This is a genomic window from Sphingomonas sp. 1185 (assembly GCF_040544655.1).
Lineage (GTDB): Bacteria > Pseudomonadota > Alphaproteobacteria > Sphingomonadales > Sphingomonadaceae > Sphingomonas.
This window is the reverse complement of sequence record NZ_JBEPKL010000006.1, coordinates 146,163-162,496: the sequence shown is the minus strand read 5'-3', so window position 1 is coordinate 162,496 and position 16,334 is coordinate 146,163. Positions and strand designations below refer to the sequence as shown.

Below are 16,334 nucleotides of genomic sequence, written 5' to 3'. Positions count from 1 at the left end.
GTCAGAAGCGGAAGCGGACGCCTACACCATAATAGCGGCCTTCGTCGCGCACATCGCGCGGATAGACCAGTCCCTCGCCATATTGGCGATAATTGTTGAAGGGTTTGGCCAGTAGGTTCGCGACATCGAACGCGATCGTGATTTCCTTGGTGATGTTATAGTTGAACCCGAAGTCCAGGCGCTGAATTCGCGTCGTCCCTTCCCCCTGATAGATACCGTCCGCGGTGAAGAAATTCCCGTTCAGGAACGCGTCCCGATTGTTAAAGGACAAGCGGGTGGAGACATCCCCCTTCTCATAGAAGAGAGCGATGTTGTAGGTCCATTTGGACAGATTGGGGATGGCGACGAAAGGCGGCTGCGTCGTCCCGCCCGTCGAGACGAACAGATTGGCGGGATAACGCTGCTTTCCGTCGAGATACGTCATATTGGCCTGGATGCCGAACCCGCTCCACAGTCCCGGCAGGAAGTCGAAGAAGGTCTGGCCGCCCACTTCGATGCCCTTGATCCGGCCCGCGCCTGCATTTTCCGGACGCGAGATTTCCAGCAGGCCATAGACCGGATCGATCACGCGATTGGTATAATTGCTGATGAAGCCGTTGAGATCGCGATAGAAGACCGCTGCCGTAACCGACGCGGTCGGCGAGAAATAATATTCGACCGACATGTCGTAATTGGTCGACGTCAGGGGCTGCAGGCCGGGATTGCCGCCACTGCCATAGGCATCGGGCCGTCCGCGCAAGCCCGGACCGAACCGCGTATCCTCCACCGCGCCCGGCACCACCGCAGCCGTATTCTGCGTGATGTTGATCGCCGGGTTCAGTTGTCCGAATTCGGGCTTGGTCCGCGTCTTGGTGATGCCGAAACGGATTTGCAGCTTGTCGTCGGGACGAATGCGCAGCGAGACATTGGGTAGGACGTCGACATAGTTGGCACGGGTCGAACGCGGTTCGCTGCGCCGAACGCCATTGAACTCGACGCTGGACACACCGCGATAGGACCCCACCGTATTGACGATGCGCGTGCCGATCAGGCCGTCGAAGCGGACCGAACCCAGATAGAATTCATATTTGGCCTGCCCATAGAAGCTATAGGTCTGCTCATCCGCCAGAAAGGCCTGCAACGGATCGAGTTGGACTTCCGGCGTCGCAAAGCGGTTCAACGCATCGCGATAGCCGGTATTATCGGGGTTTCCGGCGACCAGCCGTTGAAGGGCTTCAAAGGAGAATTGCCGTAACCGGGCCGCATTGCCGGCGATCCCCTCGCGCGTCGGCATCAGCCAACTGGTGAAACCCTGGTCCCCACGAAAGGCGTTCTGGGTCAACGCCAGATCGCCTGTCGGGGTGTCGGCCAGCCCGATGGCGAGCGGTTCGGTCGAGGCATAACGATTGCCCCGACGCAGCGATGCATCGCGATCCGTCCAACGGAAACCGAATTGCAGCCGGGGGAACAGCGACACATCCGTTTCCAGGTCCAGATCCGTGCGCCATTGCCACCCCTTCCCCTTCACCCGGTAAGTGGCTTCGAAATATCCGCGCCAGATATAGTTGGCGGGATTGGTGGCGTCGAAGCCCGGCAGATCGAACGAAATGCCGTCATTGACGAAGAAGCGGACATCTGCGGTCGGCGACTTGGCAAATGCCGTGTCGAAGCTCCACTCATCCGAGCCGTATTGCGACGTCGTATAGGCCAGATCGGTCGACAAATGCGCCCGGCCAATATCCCATTTCGCTCCGCCTGCGACCTGATAGGTATCGGTATATCCCTTGACCGTGCTGCGATAGGCTTCGGGACGGAAGCCCCCGGTCTTCGTCAGGCTGTCAACCTGTGCCGACTGGCCAGGGCGAAGCACGACGTTGCTGAGCGTCGGATTGCTGTCGAGCAGCGGGACGCGGAGCCAGTCATTCGCGATCTCGCCACGATAGCTTTGGTAAAGGAAATCATAATAAAGTTCGAGATTGTGGGCCGGACGCCACTGCACACTGGCGTTGACAGCGGGGCGCCAGCGTTTGCCGCTGTCGTTATACACCCCGATCGCCGTCGGAATCTCGAAATTGCGCCCGACCGAACTCGGAAGGACGGTCACGCCGTCCGACGGTTTTGCCGAGTTGTTCTCGCCCCAGCGCACCGCGTTGCGATACTGGGCCTGGGTATAGGCGGCGTTGATGAGCCAGCCGATCTCGCCGATCGCGGTATCCGCACGCTGGCTGATCTGCAGATTCCCCAGCGGGTCGAACTTCTTGGTCTGGTCGTTATAGGTTCCGCGCACGCCGCCCGCGACGGTCAGCCCCTTTTCGAAGTCGAAGGGGCGACGCGACCGCACATTGATGAGGCCCGCCAGCCCCGGCTCGATCAGATCGGCCGTCCCCGACTTATAGACTTCCAGACCCGCCAGCGCGCCCGCCGGGAAATCCTGGAGCGCAACCCGCCTGCCTTCGGCGGTGAAGATGTCGCGGCCGTTGAAGGTCGTCGCCACGTCGGGCAGGCCGCGGACGAGCACCTGGGTCACTTCGTCGCTGTACCGGCTGACCTGGATGCCGGTCACGCGCGCCAGCGATTCGGCCGCCGTATTGTCGGGCAACTTGCCGATGTCCTGCGCCACGATGGCGTCGAGGATCGCATCCGAGTTGCGCTTGATCGCCTGCGCGCTGCCCAGGCTGGCGCGGTAGCCGGTGACGACGATGTCGCGGGGATCGGCCTGATCGTCCTCCAGGCCGGTGGTCGAGGCCTGGACCGGGCTGCGATTGGGGACTTCGGAAAGATCCTGCTCGATCCCGACGGCGGTCTGCGCCTCAACCGGGGCGTTGGGATCGGTCGTCTGGGCCTTGGTCGCGGGTGCGGCGGTCTGCGCCTGGGCGGGCGCCGCCAGCAGCGCGATCGGTGCGACCGACAGCAGCAGAATGTGATGCTTCATAACCTCTCCCCTCATCGGACCCGAGTTTTCGGTGTCACCTTCGGGAGCATTTGTCTGACTATCCTTCGTGATCGTCAAGCCGTTGATGAACGAATTATGAAAGACGATGTGGTCCGTTGATTTTCCGCAACACCAGGGCGCAAGGAGGGCAACGGCATGTTAGCGCGAACAATCGTTCATGCGATTGATCCGTCGCCACAAGTTCGAGTCCGCCCGAGCGAAACCCGGAGAGGCGGTCGCTGGGCTGACTTGTCGGTCTTAATGACCCGAATCATACCAAGGTCGGTCCATTGGCCAGCGGCCGCCCGAAATCAGGCGCCCCATCGGCGCGATAGCCGAAACGCTGGACGCGCGTATCGCGATTGGGGTCGTAGAGGGGATCGCCGCTGATCTTCTCATAATCGCGCGCGTGATAGACGAGCACATCGCCCCCCGCCCGGTCGACGGTGAAGCTGTTGTGGCCGGGGCCGTAGATGTGGCGCGCGGCGTCGGTGCGGAACACCGGCTCGGGCGACTTGGTCCAGGCGGCGGGGTCCATCAGGTCGGCATCGTCGCGCGCGGTCAGCATGCCCATGCAATAGCGCGCATCGGTGGCGCTGGCCGAATAGGTCATGAAGATGCGGCCGTTGCGGATCAGCGGCGCGGGGCCCTCGGCCACCTTGAACCCCCGTATCTCCCAGGGCAGCGTCGGCACGGTCAGCCGGGTCGGCCGCGCCGCCAGCGTGGTCGGCGTCGCCATCGGCGCCAGATACAGGTTGGAGTTGGTGTCGATGCCCGGCTCCTTCTGCGCCCAGGCCAGATAGCGGGTGCCGCGATGGACAAAGCTGGTCGAATCAAGCGTGAACGTATCCCACGGCGTCTCCAGCTGGCCGAGCACCGACCAGCGGCCGGTCACCGGATCCGCGCCGTCGCATTGCAGGACATAGGTGCGGATATGGAACACGTCGCCGCCATCGCCCGCCGCGACATAGACATACCAGCGGCCATCGATCCGATGGATCTCGGGCGCCCAGATATGCCCCGCCATCCGGCCCGATGCGGGCCGCCGCCACAGCACCGTCTCGGGCGCGGTCGCCAGCCCGGCGATGGTCTTTGCCCGACGCAGCACCACCCGGTCATATTCGGGGACCGATGCCATGAAGGTATAGAGCCCATCGGCCTGAAGCGCGATCTGCGCATCGGCGCGCTGGCGGATCAGCGGATTGCGCACCCGCTCGCCACCCGTTCTAGCCAAAAGCGGCGCGGCGGCCAGCGCGGCGCCCCCCGCGACCAGAGCGCGCCGGGTCATCTCGATCTGGGTCATGGGTTTTCCTTTCCGATGAAGGGCCAGCCCGCCGCGTCCCAGCGCAACCGGGCGATGCGCAGCGTGGGGGCTCCCCCCGCCGCCGCGTCATAGGCATGATGGATCAGATAGTCGCGGCCGCCGCGATCGTGCAGGACACCGGCATGGCCCGGCCCGCGAAACCGGTCGCGCCCCGCCGCATCCGCCTGCAACAGCACCGTTCCGCCGCCATCCAGCATCGCGCGCCCCGCACGGTCGACATAGGGCCCCTCGATCACGCGCGACCGCCCGACGGCCAGATGATAGCTGCTCTTCACGCCGCGACAGCATAGGTCGAACGAAACGATCAGCCAGTACCAGCCGCCATGATCGACGATGAACGGCGCCTCGATCGCATTTGCGCCGCCCGCCCCTTCGCCCGGCCCGCGTCGCGCGATGGGTTTCGGGACGGCGCCGGGCATGGCCTTGCCGGTGCGCGGGTCGAGCCGGATCAGTTGGATGCCGCCCCAGAAGCTGCCAAAGGCCAGCCACTCGCCGCCCTGCCGGTCGCGGGCGAAGGCGGGATCGATCGCGTTATAGGCGTCGCCCGCCTTCGACGCGACGACCAATCCCTCGTCGCGCCAGCCATAGGCCGGGCTCGCCGGATCGAGCGTGGCAGAAGTCGCCAGCCCGATCACCGATTGCTGCCGACCGAAGCGCGACACCGAGTAATAAAGCCGATAGCGCTCCCCGACCCGCGCAATGTCGGGCGACCACATCTCGCGCGCGCCGGGCACCGCCGCCAGCGCCCAGTCGGGGATGGCAGCCAAAGGCGACGGCAAGGCGGTCCAGTGCCGCAAATCGCGGGACCGCCGCGCGACCAGCGGCACCCGGCCCCGCTGCCCGGTCGAATAGCTATAATAATCCAAGCCTTCGCGGATCAGGACCGGATCATGGGCGGGCACCACATCGCCCGACAGGGCCATGTCCTGTGCGGCAACGGGATCGATGGGCATCGAAAGCAGGACCATGCCCAGCAGCGCAGGACGCAAGGCGCACAGGCTCCGGAATCGGCGCGGCTGGCGCATGATGCTTGGCGTCCTCCCATGATAAAGCCGTGATTTTGTCCGGCTATTGATGACAGCGATATAGTCGGACATATGCGATGGCAAGCGGCTTTCGCCCGCTGGCAGAGGATCGCGTCCGGCCCCTCTTGTCGCACGCCCGGCGACGCGGCACTAAGCCGTCATGCGGATCGCGATTATCGATACCAGCAGCACGCGCGCGGCGATTATCTCGGACGGGCTGCGCGAGGCGGGGCTGACCGATCTGGTGGTGATCGACCCCGGCGGGCCGCTGGCCGCGCAGGTCGAACGCGCCGCGCCCGAGGTGGTCCTGATCAATCTGGAAAATCCCAGCCGCGACGTGCTGGAGGATTTCTTCGCCATGTCGCGCGCGCTCGACCGGCCGATCGCGATGTTCGTCGACCAGTCGGAGCCCGAGGCGACGATGGCGGCGGTCGATGCGGGCGTGTCCGCCTATGTCGTCGACGGCCTGGCCAAGCAGCGGATCAAGCCGATCCTCGACCTGGCCGTTCGCCGTTTCCAGGCCTTTTCCCGGCTCCAGACCGAATTGGCCGAGGCGCGGACCGCGCTCGCCGACCGGCAGGTGATCGACCGGGCCAAGGCGATCCTGATGCGGCGGCGCGGGCTGGACGAACCCGCCGCCTATGCCTTGCTGCGCAGCCATGCCATGACCACCAACCGCCGCATCGCCGACGTGGCCGAGGCGATCGTGACCAGCGAGCAGTTGATGGGAGACCTGCCATGACCGCCGAGACGTTCCGTATCGGCTTTCTGCCGCTGGTCGATGCCGCCCTGCCCATCCTGGCGCGCGAACTGGGCTTTGCCGAGGCCGAGGCGGTCGAGATCGAACTGGTCCGCGACGTGACCTGGGCGGCGGTGCGCGACCGGTTGCTCTATGGCCATACCGATGCCGCGCATCTGGTCGCGCCGCTCGCCATCTCCACCGCCTTGGGGCGCGACCGTCCGGCGGTGCCGATGGCGGTGCCCTTCGCGCTGGGCCTGAACGGCAATGCGATCACCTTTTCGACCGCGCTGGGCGAGGCGGTGGGCCTGGGCGAGACGCTGGGCGATCCGGTGGCGATCGGCGCGGCGCTGAAGGGTGTGGCCGACCAGCGCCGGGATGCGGGCAGGCCGCTTCGCTTCGGCGTGGTGCATCGCTATTCCAGCCATAATTACATGCTGCGCTACTGGCTGGCGGGGGTCGGCATCCGGCCCGACGCCGATGTCGAGATCCTGGTCACCAGCCCGCCCTTCGCCGCCGACGCGCTGGCGGCCGGAGAGGTGGACGGCATCTGCGTCGGCGAGCCGTGGAACTCGATCGCGGTCGATCGCGGCGTCGGCCGGATCGCCCTCGCCACCGCGCAGATCTGGCGACGCGGGGTGGAGAAGGTGCTGGCGCTGCGCGGCGACCGGGCGGAGGAGCGCCGCGACGGCGTTCTCCGGCTGATCCGCGCGCTCCACGCGGCGGCCGCGCATTTCGTCGATCCCGCGACGGTGGAACAGAGCGCGACGATCCTGTCGCGCCGCGAATATCTGGACGCGCCGGTCGATGCGGTCCTGCGGGCGATCACCGACCGCATCCGCGTCGTGCCCGGCGGCGAGCCGGTCCATTATCCCGACTTCATGTTCCAATATCGCGAGGCGGCGAACTTCCCGTGGCGCAGCCAGGCGGCCTGGCTCTATGCCCAGATGGTGCGGTGGGAGGGGCTGCCCTTCTCCCCGCAGGATGCCGCGACCGCGCAGGGCGTGTTCCGCCCCGATCTCTACCGCGCCGCGCTGGCCGGATCGGGCGCGCCGCTGCCCGGCGCCAGCTCCAAGCTGGAGGGCGCGCTGGTCGAACCCATCGGCGCGGGCTCGACGCAGGGACGGCTGGTGCTGGGCAGCGACCGCTTCTTCGACGGCCGTGCCTTCGATCCGGATGACATTCCGGGGTATCTGGCGGGATTGCCCTGACGCCCCTTCCCGGCGCGAGGGAGGATCGATTGCTGCGATTGCGAAAGGGACTTGCGCCGGGACCGCGAATCAGGCAATTTTCCATTCGCCCGGCAATGGCGTCGGGCACGAGATAGCAGCGAATGCCGCTCCAACGACGGGGTAGCACGCTGGCGGAAGCGGGCTGAGGCGCGCGTTCTGCTTGGAGGCAACGAAGCCGCCAGGATGTGACCCACGGGTCCACGTCCTGGCGGCTTTTTCCGTTTGGGCCCGGATCAGGGGGAGAAAGCACGATGGCGACGGCATTCTGGGACGACAGCAAGACAGGAAAGGCAGCGGATGACGGCGGCTTCTGGTCAAGCGGACATACGCCGACCCTGATCGCGGCCTTTCTGTATTTCGATCTGGCCTTCATGGTCTGGGTGCTGCTCGGGCCGCTCGCGCCGCAGATTTCGGCCACCCTCGCTCTCACCCCGGCGCAAAAGGGCGTGATGGTCGCGGTGCCGACGCTGGCGGGCGCGATCCTGCGCGTCGTCAACGGCCTGCTGGTCGACCGGATCGGGCCGAAGCGCGCAGGCGCGATCAGCCAGATCATCGTGATCGCCGGGCTGTTCTCCGCCTGGGCGCTGGGCGTCAGCAGCTTCGGCGGCACACTGGCGCTGGGCGTCATCCTGGGCTTTGCGGGCGCCAGCTTCGCGATCGCCCTGCCGCTCGCCAGCCGCTGGTATCCGCCCGAGCATCAGGGCAAGGCCATGGGCCTGGCGGGCATGGGCAATTCGGGCACGGTGCTCGCCGCGCTGTTCGCCCCGGCGCTCGCCAAGCTGTTCGGCTGGAACGCGGTGCTGGGTCTGGCCTGCATTCCGCTGGGCATCGTCTTCCTGGTCTATATGCTGATGGCCAAGGACGCGCCCGGCGCGCCGCCGCCGCGCCGGTTCGTCGAATATCTGGCGCCGCTGCGTCAGGCCGATGCCTGGTGGCTGATGGGCTTCTACGCCGTCACCTTCGGCGGGTTCGTCGGGCTCGCCGCCAGCCTGCCCATCTATTTCACCGATCGCTTCGGCCTGACCCCGGTGCAGGCGGGCTATGCCACCGCCGCCTGCGTCTTTGCGGGCTCGCTGGTGCGGCCGATGGGCGGGGCGCTGGCCGATGCGATCGGCGGCGTGAAGGCGCTGATGGCGGTGTTCGCCGCCGCCGCCGTTACGCTGACGGGCGTGGCGATGGTCGACGGGTTCGCCGCCTCGCTGGCGCTGTTCGTGCTGTCGATGCTGGCGCTGGGCGTCGGCAACGGCTCGGTCTTCCAGCTCGTGCCGCAGCGCTTCTCGGCCGAGATCGGCGTGATGACCGGGTTGGTCGGCATGGCGGGGGGCATTGGCGGCTTCTACCTCGCCTCCTCGCTGGGTCTGGCCAAGCAGTGGACCGGCAGCTTTTCCGGCGGCTTCCTGATCTTCGCCGCGCTGGCGCTGGTCGCGCTGACCGGGCTGCTGACGGTCAAGGGCCGGTGGCGCCGGACCTGGGGCGCGGCCGAAGGCGTGCGGATCTGATGACGATGCGCAGCCCCGCCCTCTTCTTCCTGTCGACCTCCGCCCTGGTCGCGGCCCCGGCCGCCGCGCAGACGGTGACGCTGAAGCCGCTCGTCGATGCCCGGCTGCGCTGGGAGCAGGTGGACCAGGACGGCCTGCCCCTCACGTCGGATGCGGTCACCGCCCGCATCCGTACCGGGGTGGCCGCCACCTCGGGCCGCTGGTCGGCCCTGGCGGAGGCGCAGGGCAATCTGGCGATCGTCCCGGATTATTTCGACGGCGTGCACTCCGATGCCAGCCGCCCGCTGATCGGCGATCCGCAGAGCATCGGCCTGTACCGCGCCCAGGTGCAGTACAAGTCCGCCCCACTGACCCTGACCGTCGGGCGGCAGCGCATCACGCTGGACGACGAGCGTTTCGTCGGCCAGGCCGCGATCCGCAACAACGGCCAGACCTTCGACGCGGTGCGTGCCGAGATCGTGCCGGTGAAGGGTGTGAAGGCGGATGTCAGCTATGTCTGGGGCGTCCGCACCGTCTGGGGCATCGACGGCACGGGCGTGCGGCCCCGCTCGGTCGGCGGCAACACCGTCCTCGCCAATCTGGGCTGGGCCTCGCCGATCGGTACGCTGACCGGTTTTGCCTATCTGATCGACGAGGACGAGGCGGCGGTGCAGGGCTTTCGCCTGTCCAGCCAGACCTATGGCACGCGCCTTTCGGACGTGCGGCCGATCGGCAAGGCGAAGCTGGCCTATCAGGCGAGCTGGGCGCGCCAGTCGGACTATCACCGCAATCCCAACCGCTATGCGGCCGATTACTGGCTGGCCGATCTCGCGCTGGACCTGAACGGCCCGCGTCTGGGCGGCGGCTATGAGGTGCTGGGCGCGGATAAGGGTCAGGCGCTGACCAGCTTCCAGACACCGTTGTCCTCGATCTTCAAGTTCCAGGGCTGGGCCGACAAGTTCACAACCACCCCGCCCGATGGCATTCGCGACCTGTACGCCAGCACCGGCTGGGGCTGGAAACAGGTCGGCGCGGTCAAGGCGGTCAGCCTGTCCGCCGTCTGGCACCGTTTCGAGAGCGACCGTCTGGTCCGCCATTACGGCAATGAGATCGATCTGCTGGCGCAAGGCAAGGTCGGCCGCACCACCGCGTCGCTGCGCTACGCCGATTACCAGGCGGATCGCTTCGGCACGGACACCAAGAAATTCTGGCTCCAACTGGACTGGACCATCTGATGGAACACACCCCCGTCGTCGCGGCGACCGATACCCGCGAGCACCTCATCGTCATTGGTAACGGCATGGCCGGATGCCGTGCGGTCGAGGAATTGCTGGCGCGCGATCCCAGTCGCTACCGCATCACCATCTTCGGCGCCGAGCCGCTGGTGAATTACAACCGGATCATGCTGTCGCCGGTGCTGGCGGGAGAAAAGACGTTCGACGAGATCGTCATCAACGGGCTCGACTGGTATGCCGGCAACGGCATCACCCTGGTCAGCGGCGATCCGGTCACCGCGATCGATCGCGAGGCCCGGACTGTCACCGCCAAGAGCGGCATGGTGCTGGACTATGACCGGCTGCTGATCGCGACCGGCTCCGACCCGTTCATCATCCCGGTGCCCGGCCACGATCTGCCCGGCGTCATCAGCTTCCGCGACATGAAGGATGTCGAGCATATGCTGGCCGCCGCCGAGCGGGGTGGCAGCGCGGTGGTGATCGGCGGCGGCCTGTTGGGGCTGGAGGCCGCACACGGCCTGTCGCTTCGGGGCATGACCGTCACCGTCCTCCATTTGATGCCGACCCTGATGGAGCGGCAGCTGGACGAGGCAGCGGGCTGGCTGCTCAAACAGGCGCTGGAGGCACGCGGCCAGACCGTGCTGACCGGCGCCGACACCGCCGAGATCGTCGGCGACGGCAAGGTCGAGGCGATCCGCCTGAAGGACGGGCGCGAAATCCCCGCTGACCTCGTGGTCATGGCGGTCGGCATCCGCCCCTCGGTCGCGCTCGCCCGTGCCGCCGGGCTGGACGTCGGGCGCGGGATCAAGGTGGACGACCATATGGTCACCTCCGACCCCCGCATCCTGGCGGTCGGCGAGTGTGTCGAGCATGACGGACAGGTTTACGGCCTGGTCGCGCCGCTCTGGGACATGTGCCGCAGCCTGGCCGATGCGCTGACCGGCAGCCCCAGCGGCTATCGTCCCACCGCCACCGCGACCAAGCTGAAGGTCGCCGGGCTCGATGTCTTTTCGGCGGGCGATTTCGGCGGCGGCGACGGGGCGGAGGACATCGTCCTGCGCGACGCGGCGCGCGGCATCTACAAGCGGGTGGTGGTCAAGGACGACCGGATCGTCGGCGCGGTGCTGTACGGCGACACCGCCGACGGCAACTGGTATTTCGACCTGCTCAAGAAGGGCGAGAGCGTCGGCGACATTCGCGACGCGCTGATCTTCGGCCAGGCCTTTGCCCAGGGGGGCGCCTCCGCGGACCCTAAGGCGGCCGTTGCGGCGCTTTCCGACGATGCGGAAATCTGCGGCTGCAACGGCGTGACCAAGGGCAAGGTCTTCGCCTGTATCGACGGCGGCGCGCACAGCCTGGATGCGGTCCGCTCGGGCTGCAAGGCGTCGGCGAGCTGCGGCTCGTGCACCGGCATCGTCGAGAGCCTGTTGGCGATCCGCCTGGGCGGCGAGGTCGAGGCGGGGCCGAAGACGATGTGCAAATGCACCAGCTTCGGTCACGACGATGTCCGCCGCGAGATCGTCGCGCAGAATATGCGCTCGATCCCCGAGGTGATGCAGAAGCTGCACTGGTCGACCCCCGATGGCTGTTCGTCGTGCCGCCCCGCGCTCAATTACTATCTGCTCTGCGCGCTGCCCGGCGAATATGTCGACGATCAGCAGAGCCGCTTCGTCAACGAGCGGATGCACGCCAACATCCAGAAGGACGGCACCTATTCGGTCGTGCCGCGCATGTGGGGCGGCATCACCAGCCCCAAGGAGCTGCGCGCGATCGCCGATGTGGTCGAGAAGTTCAACGCGCCGATGGTCAAGGTGACCGGCGGCCAGCGGCTCGACATCTTCGGCATCAAGAAGGAGGATCTGCCCGCCGTCTGGGCCGATCTGAACGCGGCGGGGATGGTGTCGGGCCATGCCTATGGCAAGTCGCTGCGCACCGTGAAGACGTGCGTCGGTTCCGAATGGTGCCGCTTCGGCACGCAGGATTCGACCGGCCTCGGCGTCAAGCTGGAGCGGGCGACCTGGGGCTCGTGGATGCCGCACAAGTTCAAGATCGCGGTGTCGGGCTGTCCGCGCAACTGTGCCGAGGCGACGATCAAGGATTTCGGCGTGGTCTGCGTCGACAGCGGCTATGAGCTGCATGTCGGCGGCAATGGCGGGATCAAGGTCCGCGCCACCGACCTGCTCTGCAAGGTGGCGACCGAGGCGGAGGCGATGGAGATGTGCGCGGCCTTCATCCAGCTCTATCGCGAGGAGGCGCGCTATCTGGAGCGCACCGCGCCGTGGATCGAGCGGGTTGGGCTGGCCTATATCCAGTCGCGCCTGCTGCCCGACGAGGAGGCGCGGGCCGAACTCGCCCGCCGCTTCTTCTTCTCGCAGAGCTTCTCGCAGGACGATCCCTGGGCGGCGCGGGTCGCCGGGGCCGAACGCGAGATCCATGCGCCGATGGCGCGCTTTCAGCCCGCCAGGGAAATGATGGGAGAAATGGCATGATGGGCGAGTGGCTGGATATCGGCTGGGTCGAGGAAATCCCCCTGCGCGGCAGCCGCACGGTGCAGGTCGAGGGCGGCGACGACATTGCCGTCTTCCGCACCGGAGACGACAGCGTCTTCGCGCTGCTCGACCGCTGTCCGCACAAGCATGGGCGGCTGAGCCAGGGCATCGTCCATGGCGGCGCGGTGGCGTGCCCGCTGCACAATTGGCGGATCAGCCTGACGACCGGCGAGGCGCTGGGCGAGGACAAGGGCTGCACACCGACCGTGCCGGTGAAGATCAGCGGCGGCCGCGTGCTGATCTGCCGCGCCTCCACCCTGAAGGCGGCGGCGTGAGCAGCATCCACCTCCCCTCCGGGGAGAGGGTCGGGGTGAGGGGCGGGTGTCTCACCGAGCCGAACCCCTCTGCGAGGCCCCTGCCCCTCACCCAACCCTCTCCCCGAGGGGGAGAGGGCTAATGACCATCAAGACCACCTGCGCCTATTGCGGCGTCGGCTGCGGCATCCGCGCGACCGTGACCGGCGACCGTCAGGTGCGGATCGAGGGCGATCCCGACCACCCCGCCAATCAGGGCAGGCTCTGCTCCAAGGGCACCCATCTGGGCGAGACGGTCGGCCTGGAGGGGCGCCTGCTCCACCCGATGATCGGCAAGCGCCGCGCGAGTTGGGACAAGGCGCTGGACCTCGTCGCGAAACGCTTTCGCGACACCATCGCGCAGCATGGCCCCGATAGCGTCGCCTTCTACGTCTCGGGCCAGTTGCTGACCGAGGATTATTACGTCGCCAACAAGCTGATGAAGGGGTTCATCGGCTCGGCCAATATCGACACCAATTCGCGGCTGTGCATGTCGAGCGCGGTGGCGGGCCATAATCGCGCATTTGGCGAGGATATCGTGCCCGCCAGCTATGACGATCTCGACGAGGCCGACCTGATCGTGCTGGTCGGCAGCAACACCGCCTGGTGCCACCCAATCGTCTATCAGCGCATCCGCGCCCGGTGCGATGCGGGCGCGAAGCTCGTCGTCATCGACCCGCGCCGCACCGAGACGGCGGAGCAGGCCGACCTTCACCTCGCCATCCGGCCGGGCAGCGACGTGGCGCTGATGAACGGCGCCCTCGCCTGGGCGCGCGCGGCGGGCGTGGTGGACGCGGACTTCCTCGCCGCCTCGGTCGCGGTGCCGGAGGATTTCTGGGCGGCGCTGGAAGCGGGCAGCGACCTGTGGTCGGTCGCCAGGACCTGCGACGTCGCGCCCGCCGACCTGCGCCGCTTCTACGAGCTGTTCGCCGCCACGCCGCGCACGGTGACGATGTTCAGCCAGGGCATCAACCAGTCGGTCACGGGCACCGATCAGGTGAACGCGATCCTCAACCTGCACCTCGCGACGGGACGAATCGGCAAGCCTGGCGCGGCCCCCTTCTCGATCACCGGCCAGCCCAATGCGATGGGCGGTCGGGAAGTCGGCGGGCTCGCCTCGACGCTGGCCGCGCATATGGACTTCGCGCCCGAGAACCGCGCCCGCGTGCAGCGTTTCTGGGCCTCCCCCGCCATCGCACCCAAGCCGGGCCTGAAGGCGGTCGACCTGTTCCGCGAACTGGGCCAGGGCCGAATCAAGGCGCTCTGGATCATGGCGACCAACCCCGCCGTGTCGATGCCCGACGCCGGATCGGTGCGCGAGGCGCTGGCCGCCTGCCCCTTCGTGGTGGTCAGCGACGTGATCGCCGAGACCGACAGCTCGGTGAACGCGCATGTCCGCCTGCCCGCCGCCGCCTGGGGCGAAAAGGACGGCACCGTCACCAATAGCGACCGCACGGTCAGCCGCCAGCGGGCGCTGTTTCCCCTGCCCGGCGAGGCCCGGCCCGACTGGTGGATCGTCAAGGAAGTCGGCCGCCGCATGGGGTGGAAGACCGCCTTCGCCTATGACCGACCGGCCGAGATCTGGCGCGAGCATTGCCGCCTATCACATTATGAAAACGACGGTTCACGCCTGTTCGCGCTGCCCGGCCGGTCGAGCGGCGGCAATGCCGATTATGACGCGATGCAGCCGTTCCGCTGGGGCGGAGTGCCCTTTGCCGATGGCCGTTTCCCCACGCCGGACGGCCGCGCCCGGCTGGTTCCCGTCGCGCAGAAGACGCTCCCCGAGCCGCTGCGCGACTGGCCGATGACGCTCAACACGGGCCGCTACCGCGATCATTGGCACACGATGACCCGCACCGGCCTGGCCCCCAAGCTGGCGCGCCACCGCGAGGAACCGCTGGTCGAGGTCCATCCCGACGATGCCGCGCGGCTGGACCTGACCGATGGCGGGCTGGCGCGGGTCAGCACACCACAGGGAACGAGCCTCTACCGCGTCTCGGTCAGCGCCGGGCAACGGCCGGGCGAGCTGTTCGTCCCGATCCACTGGACCGACCAGACCGCGACCGGGGGCCGCACCGGACTGCTTCCCCGCCCGCTGACCGATCCCTATTCAGGCCAGCCAGGCTTCAAGCGCACCCCCGCCGCCATCACCCCCGTCGCGACCCGTTGGCGCGGCTTCGTCATCCTGTCGGGGGAGGCCCGCGCGACGCCCGATTGCCTCTGGGCGACGCGGGTCGCCATTCCCGGCGGATGGTTGTGGGAAGTGGCGGGCGATGGCGACCCGGTGGCGCTGGAGACGATGCTCCCCAAGGGCCAGCGGATCGAGGCCACCGATCCCGCGCGGGGATCGCGACGGGTCGCGGTGATCGCCGACGGTCGGCTTGCTGCCGCCCTGTTCCTGACCGAACGCGGCGAATTGCCCACACGCGATTGGCTGATCGCGCAGTTGAGCGCCAGCGAGGTCGCGCCCACCGTCCTTGCGGGTCGCGCGCCCGGTGCCCCGGTCGATCGCGGCGCGATCGTCTGCGCCTGTTTCGATATCGGCCTGCGGACCATCGTCGCCGCGATCCGCGACCAGCAACTGGCCGATGTCGCCGCGATCGGCGCGGCGCTGGGTGCGGGCACCAATTGCGGATCGTGCCGCCCCGCCCTTGCCCGCCTGCTCACCGAAGCCCAGGAGCCCGCCCATGCGCATGGATGATTTTCCCGCCGGTTCGGTCTGGCTGGTCGGTGCGGGTCCTGGTGATCCCGACCTGTTGACCCGCAAGGCCGAACGCCTGATCGCCGCCGCCGACATCGTCTTCTACGACGCGCTGGTGGGACCCGATATCCTGGCGCTCGTCCCCGACACCGCCGAACGGGCGAGCGTCGGCAAACGCTCGGGCCGTCATTCCAAGGATCAGGGGACGATCGACACGATGATCGTCGCGGCGGCGCGCGCAGGGCGGCGCGTGGTCCGGTTGAAGGGCGGCGATCCGTCGATCTTCGGCCGCTCGACCGAGGAGATCGACGCGTGCCGCGCCGCCGGTATCCCGGTGCGGATTTGCCCCGGCATCACCGCGGCCAGCGCGGCGGCGGCATCGGGCATGATCTCGCTGACGCTGCGCGGCCTGTCGCGCCGCCTGACCCTGGTGACCGCGCATCTGCGCGAGGGCGAGCCGCTTTCGCTCGACTGGCAGGCGCTGGCCGCGCCCGATGCGACGCTGGCGGTCTATATGGGCCGCGCCGCCGCGCCGGAGATCGCCCGACAGCTGATGGCGGCGGGCATGGCGCCGGAGACGCCGGTGATGATCGCGGTCAACGTCTCGCTCCCCTCGGAGCGACTGATCACCGGCCGCCTCGACGCGCTCGGCTTCCTGACCCGCACGATCGGCGACCGGGACCCCGCGTTGCTGTTGATCGGCGAGGCGGTGGGGGCCGGGCGGCTAGCGGACGGCGGCATCGCGCTTCCCCGCCGCGCTGCGGTGGAGGCATAGCCCCAACCCTATGCGCGCACTATGCGAAAGGGCGAAACCGCGCTCGAAATGCTATGCCGCGCCCGATAGGTG

The 16,334-nt window shown here is 67.7% G+C and carries 11 protein-coding genes; 8 read left to right on the top strand and 3 right to left on the bottom strand.

Features of this window, described 5'->3' with window-relative positions; genetic code table 11:
• Window position 1: 1 nt before the first annotated feature.
• From ABIC44_RS07095 to ABIC44_RS07085, 3 genes are all read right to left on the bottom strand, one after another.
• The gene (locus tag ABIC44_RS07095) at window positions 2–2,911 is read right to left on the bottom strand and encodes a TonB-dependent receptor (RefSeq protein WP_354294524.1); all 2,910 of its coding nucleotides are present in this window, start codon (window positions 2,909–2,911) and stop codon (window positions 2–4) included.
• A 271-nt stretch (window positions 2,912–3,182) separates the two neighbouring features.
• On the bottom strand, window positions 3,183–4,214 hold the full coding sequence (locus ABIC44_RS07090) for a glycoside hydrolase family 43 protein (protein ID WP_354294523.1): 1,032 nt from the start codon (window positions 4,212–4,214) through the stop codon (window positions 3,183–3,185).
• A complete protein-coding gene (locus ABIC44_RS07085) occupies window positions 4,211–5,188 on the bottom strand; it encodes an arabinan endo-1,5-alpha-L-arabinosidase (protein WP_354294521.1) in 978 nt (325 codons plus the stop codon). The genes ABIC44_RS07090 and ABIC44_RS07085 overlap by 4 nt, the downstream gene beginning before the upstream one ends.
• A 232-nt stretch (window positions 5,189–5,420) precedes the next feature.
• On the opposite strand from ABIC44_RS07085, the gene ABIC44_RS07080 reads away from it, so the two are divergent.
• The 8 genes from ABIC44_RS07080 (at window position 5,421) to cobA (ending at window position 16,262) form a co-directional block, all read left to right on the top strand.
• Window positions 5,421–6,002 (top strand): ANTAR domain-containing response regulator, encoded by a 582-nt coding sequence (locus tag ABIC44_RS07080; RefSeq protein ID WP_307104166.1) that lies wholly within the window; start codon window positions 5,421–5,423, stop codon window positions 6,000–6,002.
• Window positions 5,999–7,210: an ABC transporter substrate-binding protein gene (locus ABIC44_RS07075; protein WP_354294519.1), complete on the top strand. Its 1,212-nt coding sequence runs from the start codon at window positions 5,999–6,001 to the stop codon at window positions 7,208–7,210. Before ABIC44_RS07080 ends, ABIC44_RS07075 begins: the two co-directional genes overlap by 4 nt.
• Before the next feature lie 272 nt (window positions 7,211–7,482).
• A complete protein-coding gene (locus ABIC44_RS07070) occupies window positions 7,483–8,730 on the top strand; it encodes a nitrate/nitrite transporter (RefSeq protein ID WP_354294517.1) in 1,248 nt (415 codons plus the stop codon).
• Window positions 8,730–9,944 carry an alginate export family protein gene (locus tag ABIC44_RS07065; RefSeq protein WP_502959821.1) on the top strand — a complete coding sequence of 405 codons (1,215 nt, stop codon included), beginning with the start codon at window positions 8,730–8,732 and terminating at the stop codon, window positions 9,942–9,944. The genes ABIC44_RS07070 and ABIC44_RS07065 overlap by 1 nt, the downstream gene beginning before the upstream one ends.
• Window positions 9,944–12,433, top strand: coding sequence for a nitrite reductase large subunit NirB (nirB, locus tag ABIC44_RS07060; protein WP_354294515.1), 2,490 nt, complete (start codon window positions 9,944–9,946; stop codon window positions 12,431–12,433). The genes ABIC44_RS07065 and nirB overlap by 1 nt, the downstream gene beginning before the upstream one ends.
• Complete coding sequence (gene nirD, locus ABIC44_RS07055; RefSeq protein ID WP_309698418.1) at window positions 12,430–12,768, top strand: nitrite reductase small subunit NirD; 339 nt, start codon at window positions 12,430–12,432, stop codon at window positions 12,766–12,768. Before nirB ends, nirD begins: the two co-directional genes overlap by 4 nt.
• Window positions 12,769–12,889: 121 nt before the next feature.
• Window positions 12,890–15,487, top strand: a complete 2,598-nt coding sequence (locus ABIC44_RS07050; RefSeq protein ID WP_354294512.1) for a molybdopterin-dependent oxidoreductase — start codon at window positions 12,890–12,892, stop codon at window positions 15,485–15,487.
• Window positions 15,480–16,262: a uroporphyrinogen-III C-methyltransferase gene (cobA, locus tag ABIC44_RS07045; RefSeq protein WP_502959825.1), complete on the top strand. Its 783-nt coding sequence runs from the start codon at window positions 15,480–15,482 to the stop codon at window positions 16,260–16,262. Before ABIC44_RS07050 ends, cobA begins: the two co-directional genes overlap by 8 nt.
• Window positions 16,263–16,334: the final 72 nt, after the last annotated feature.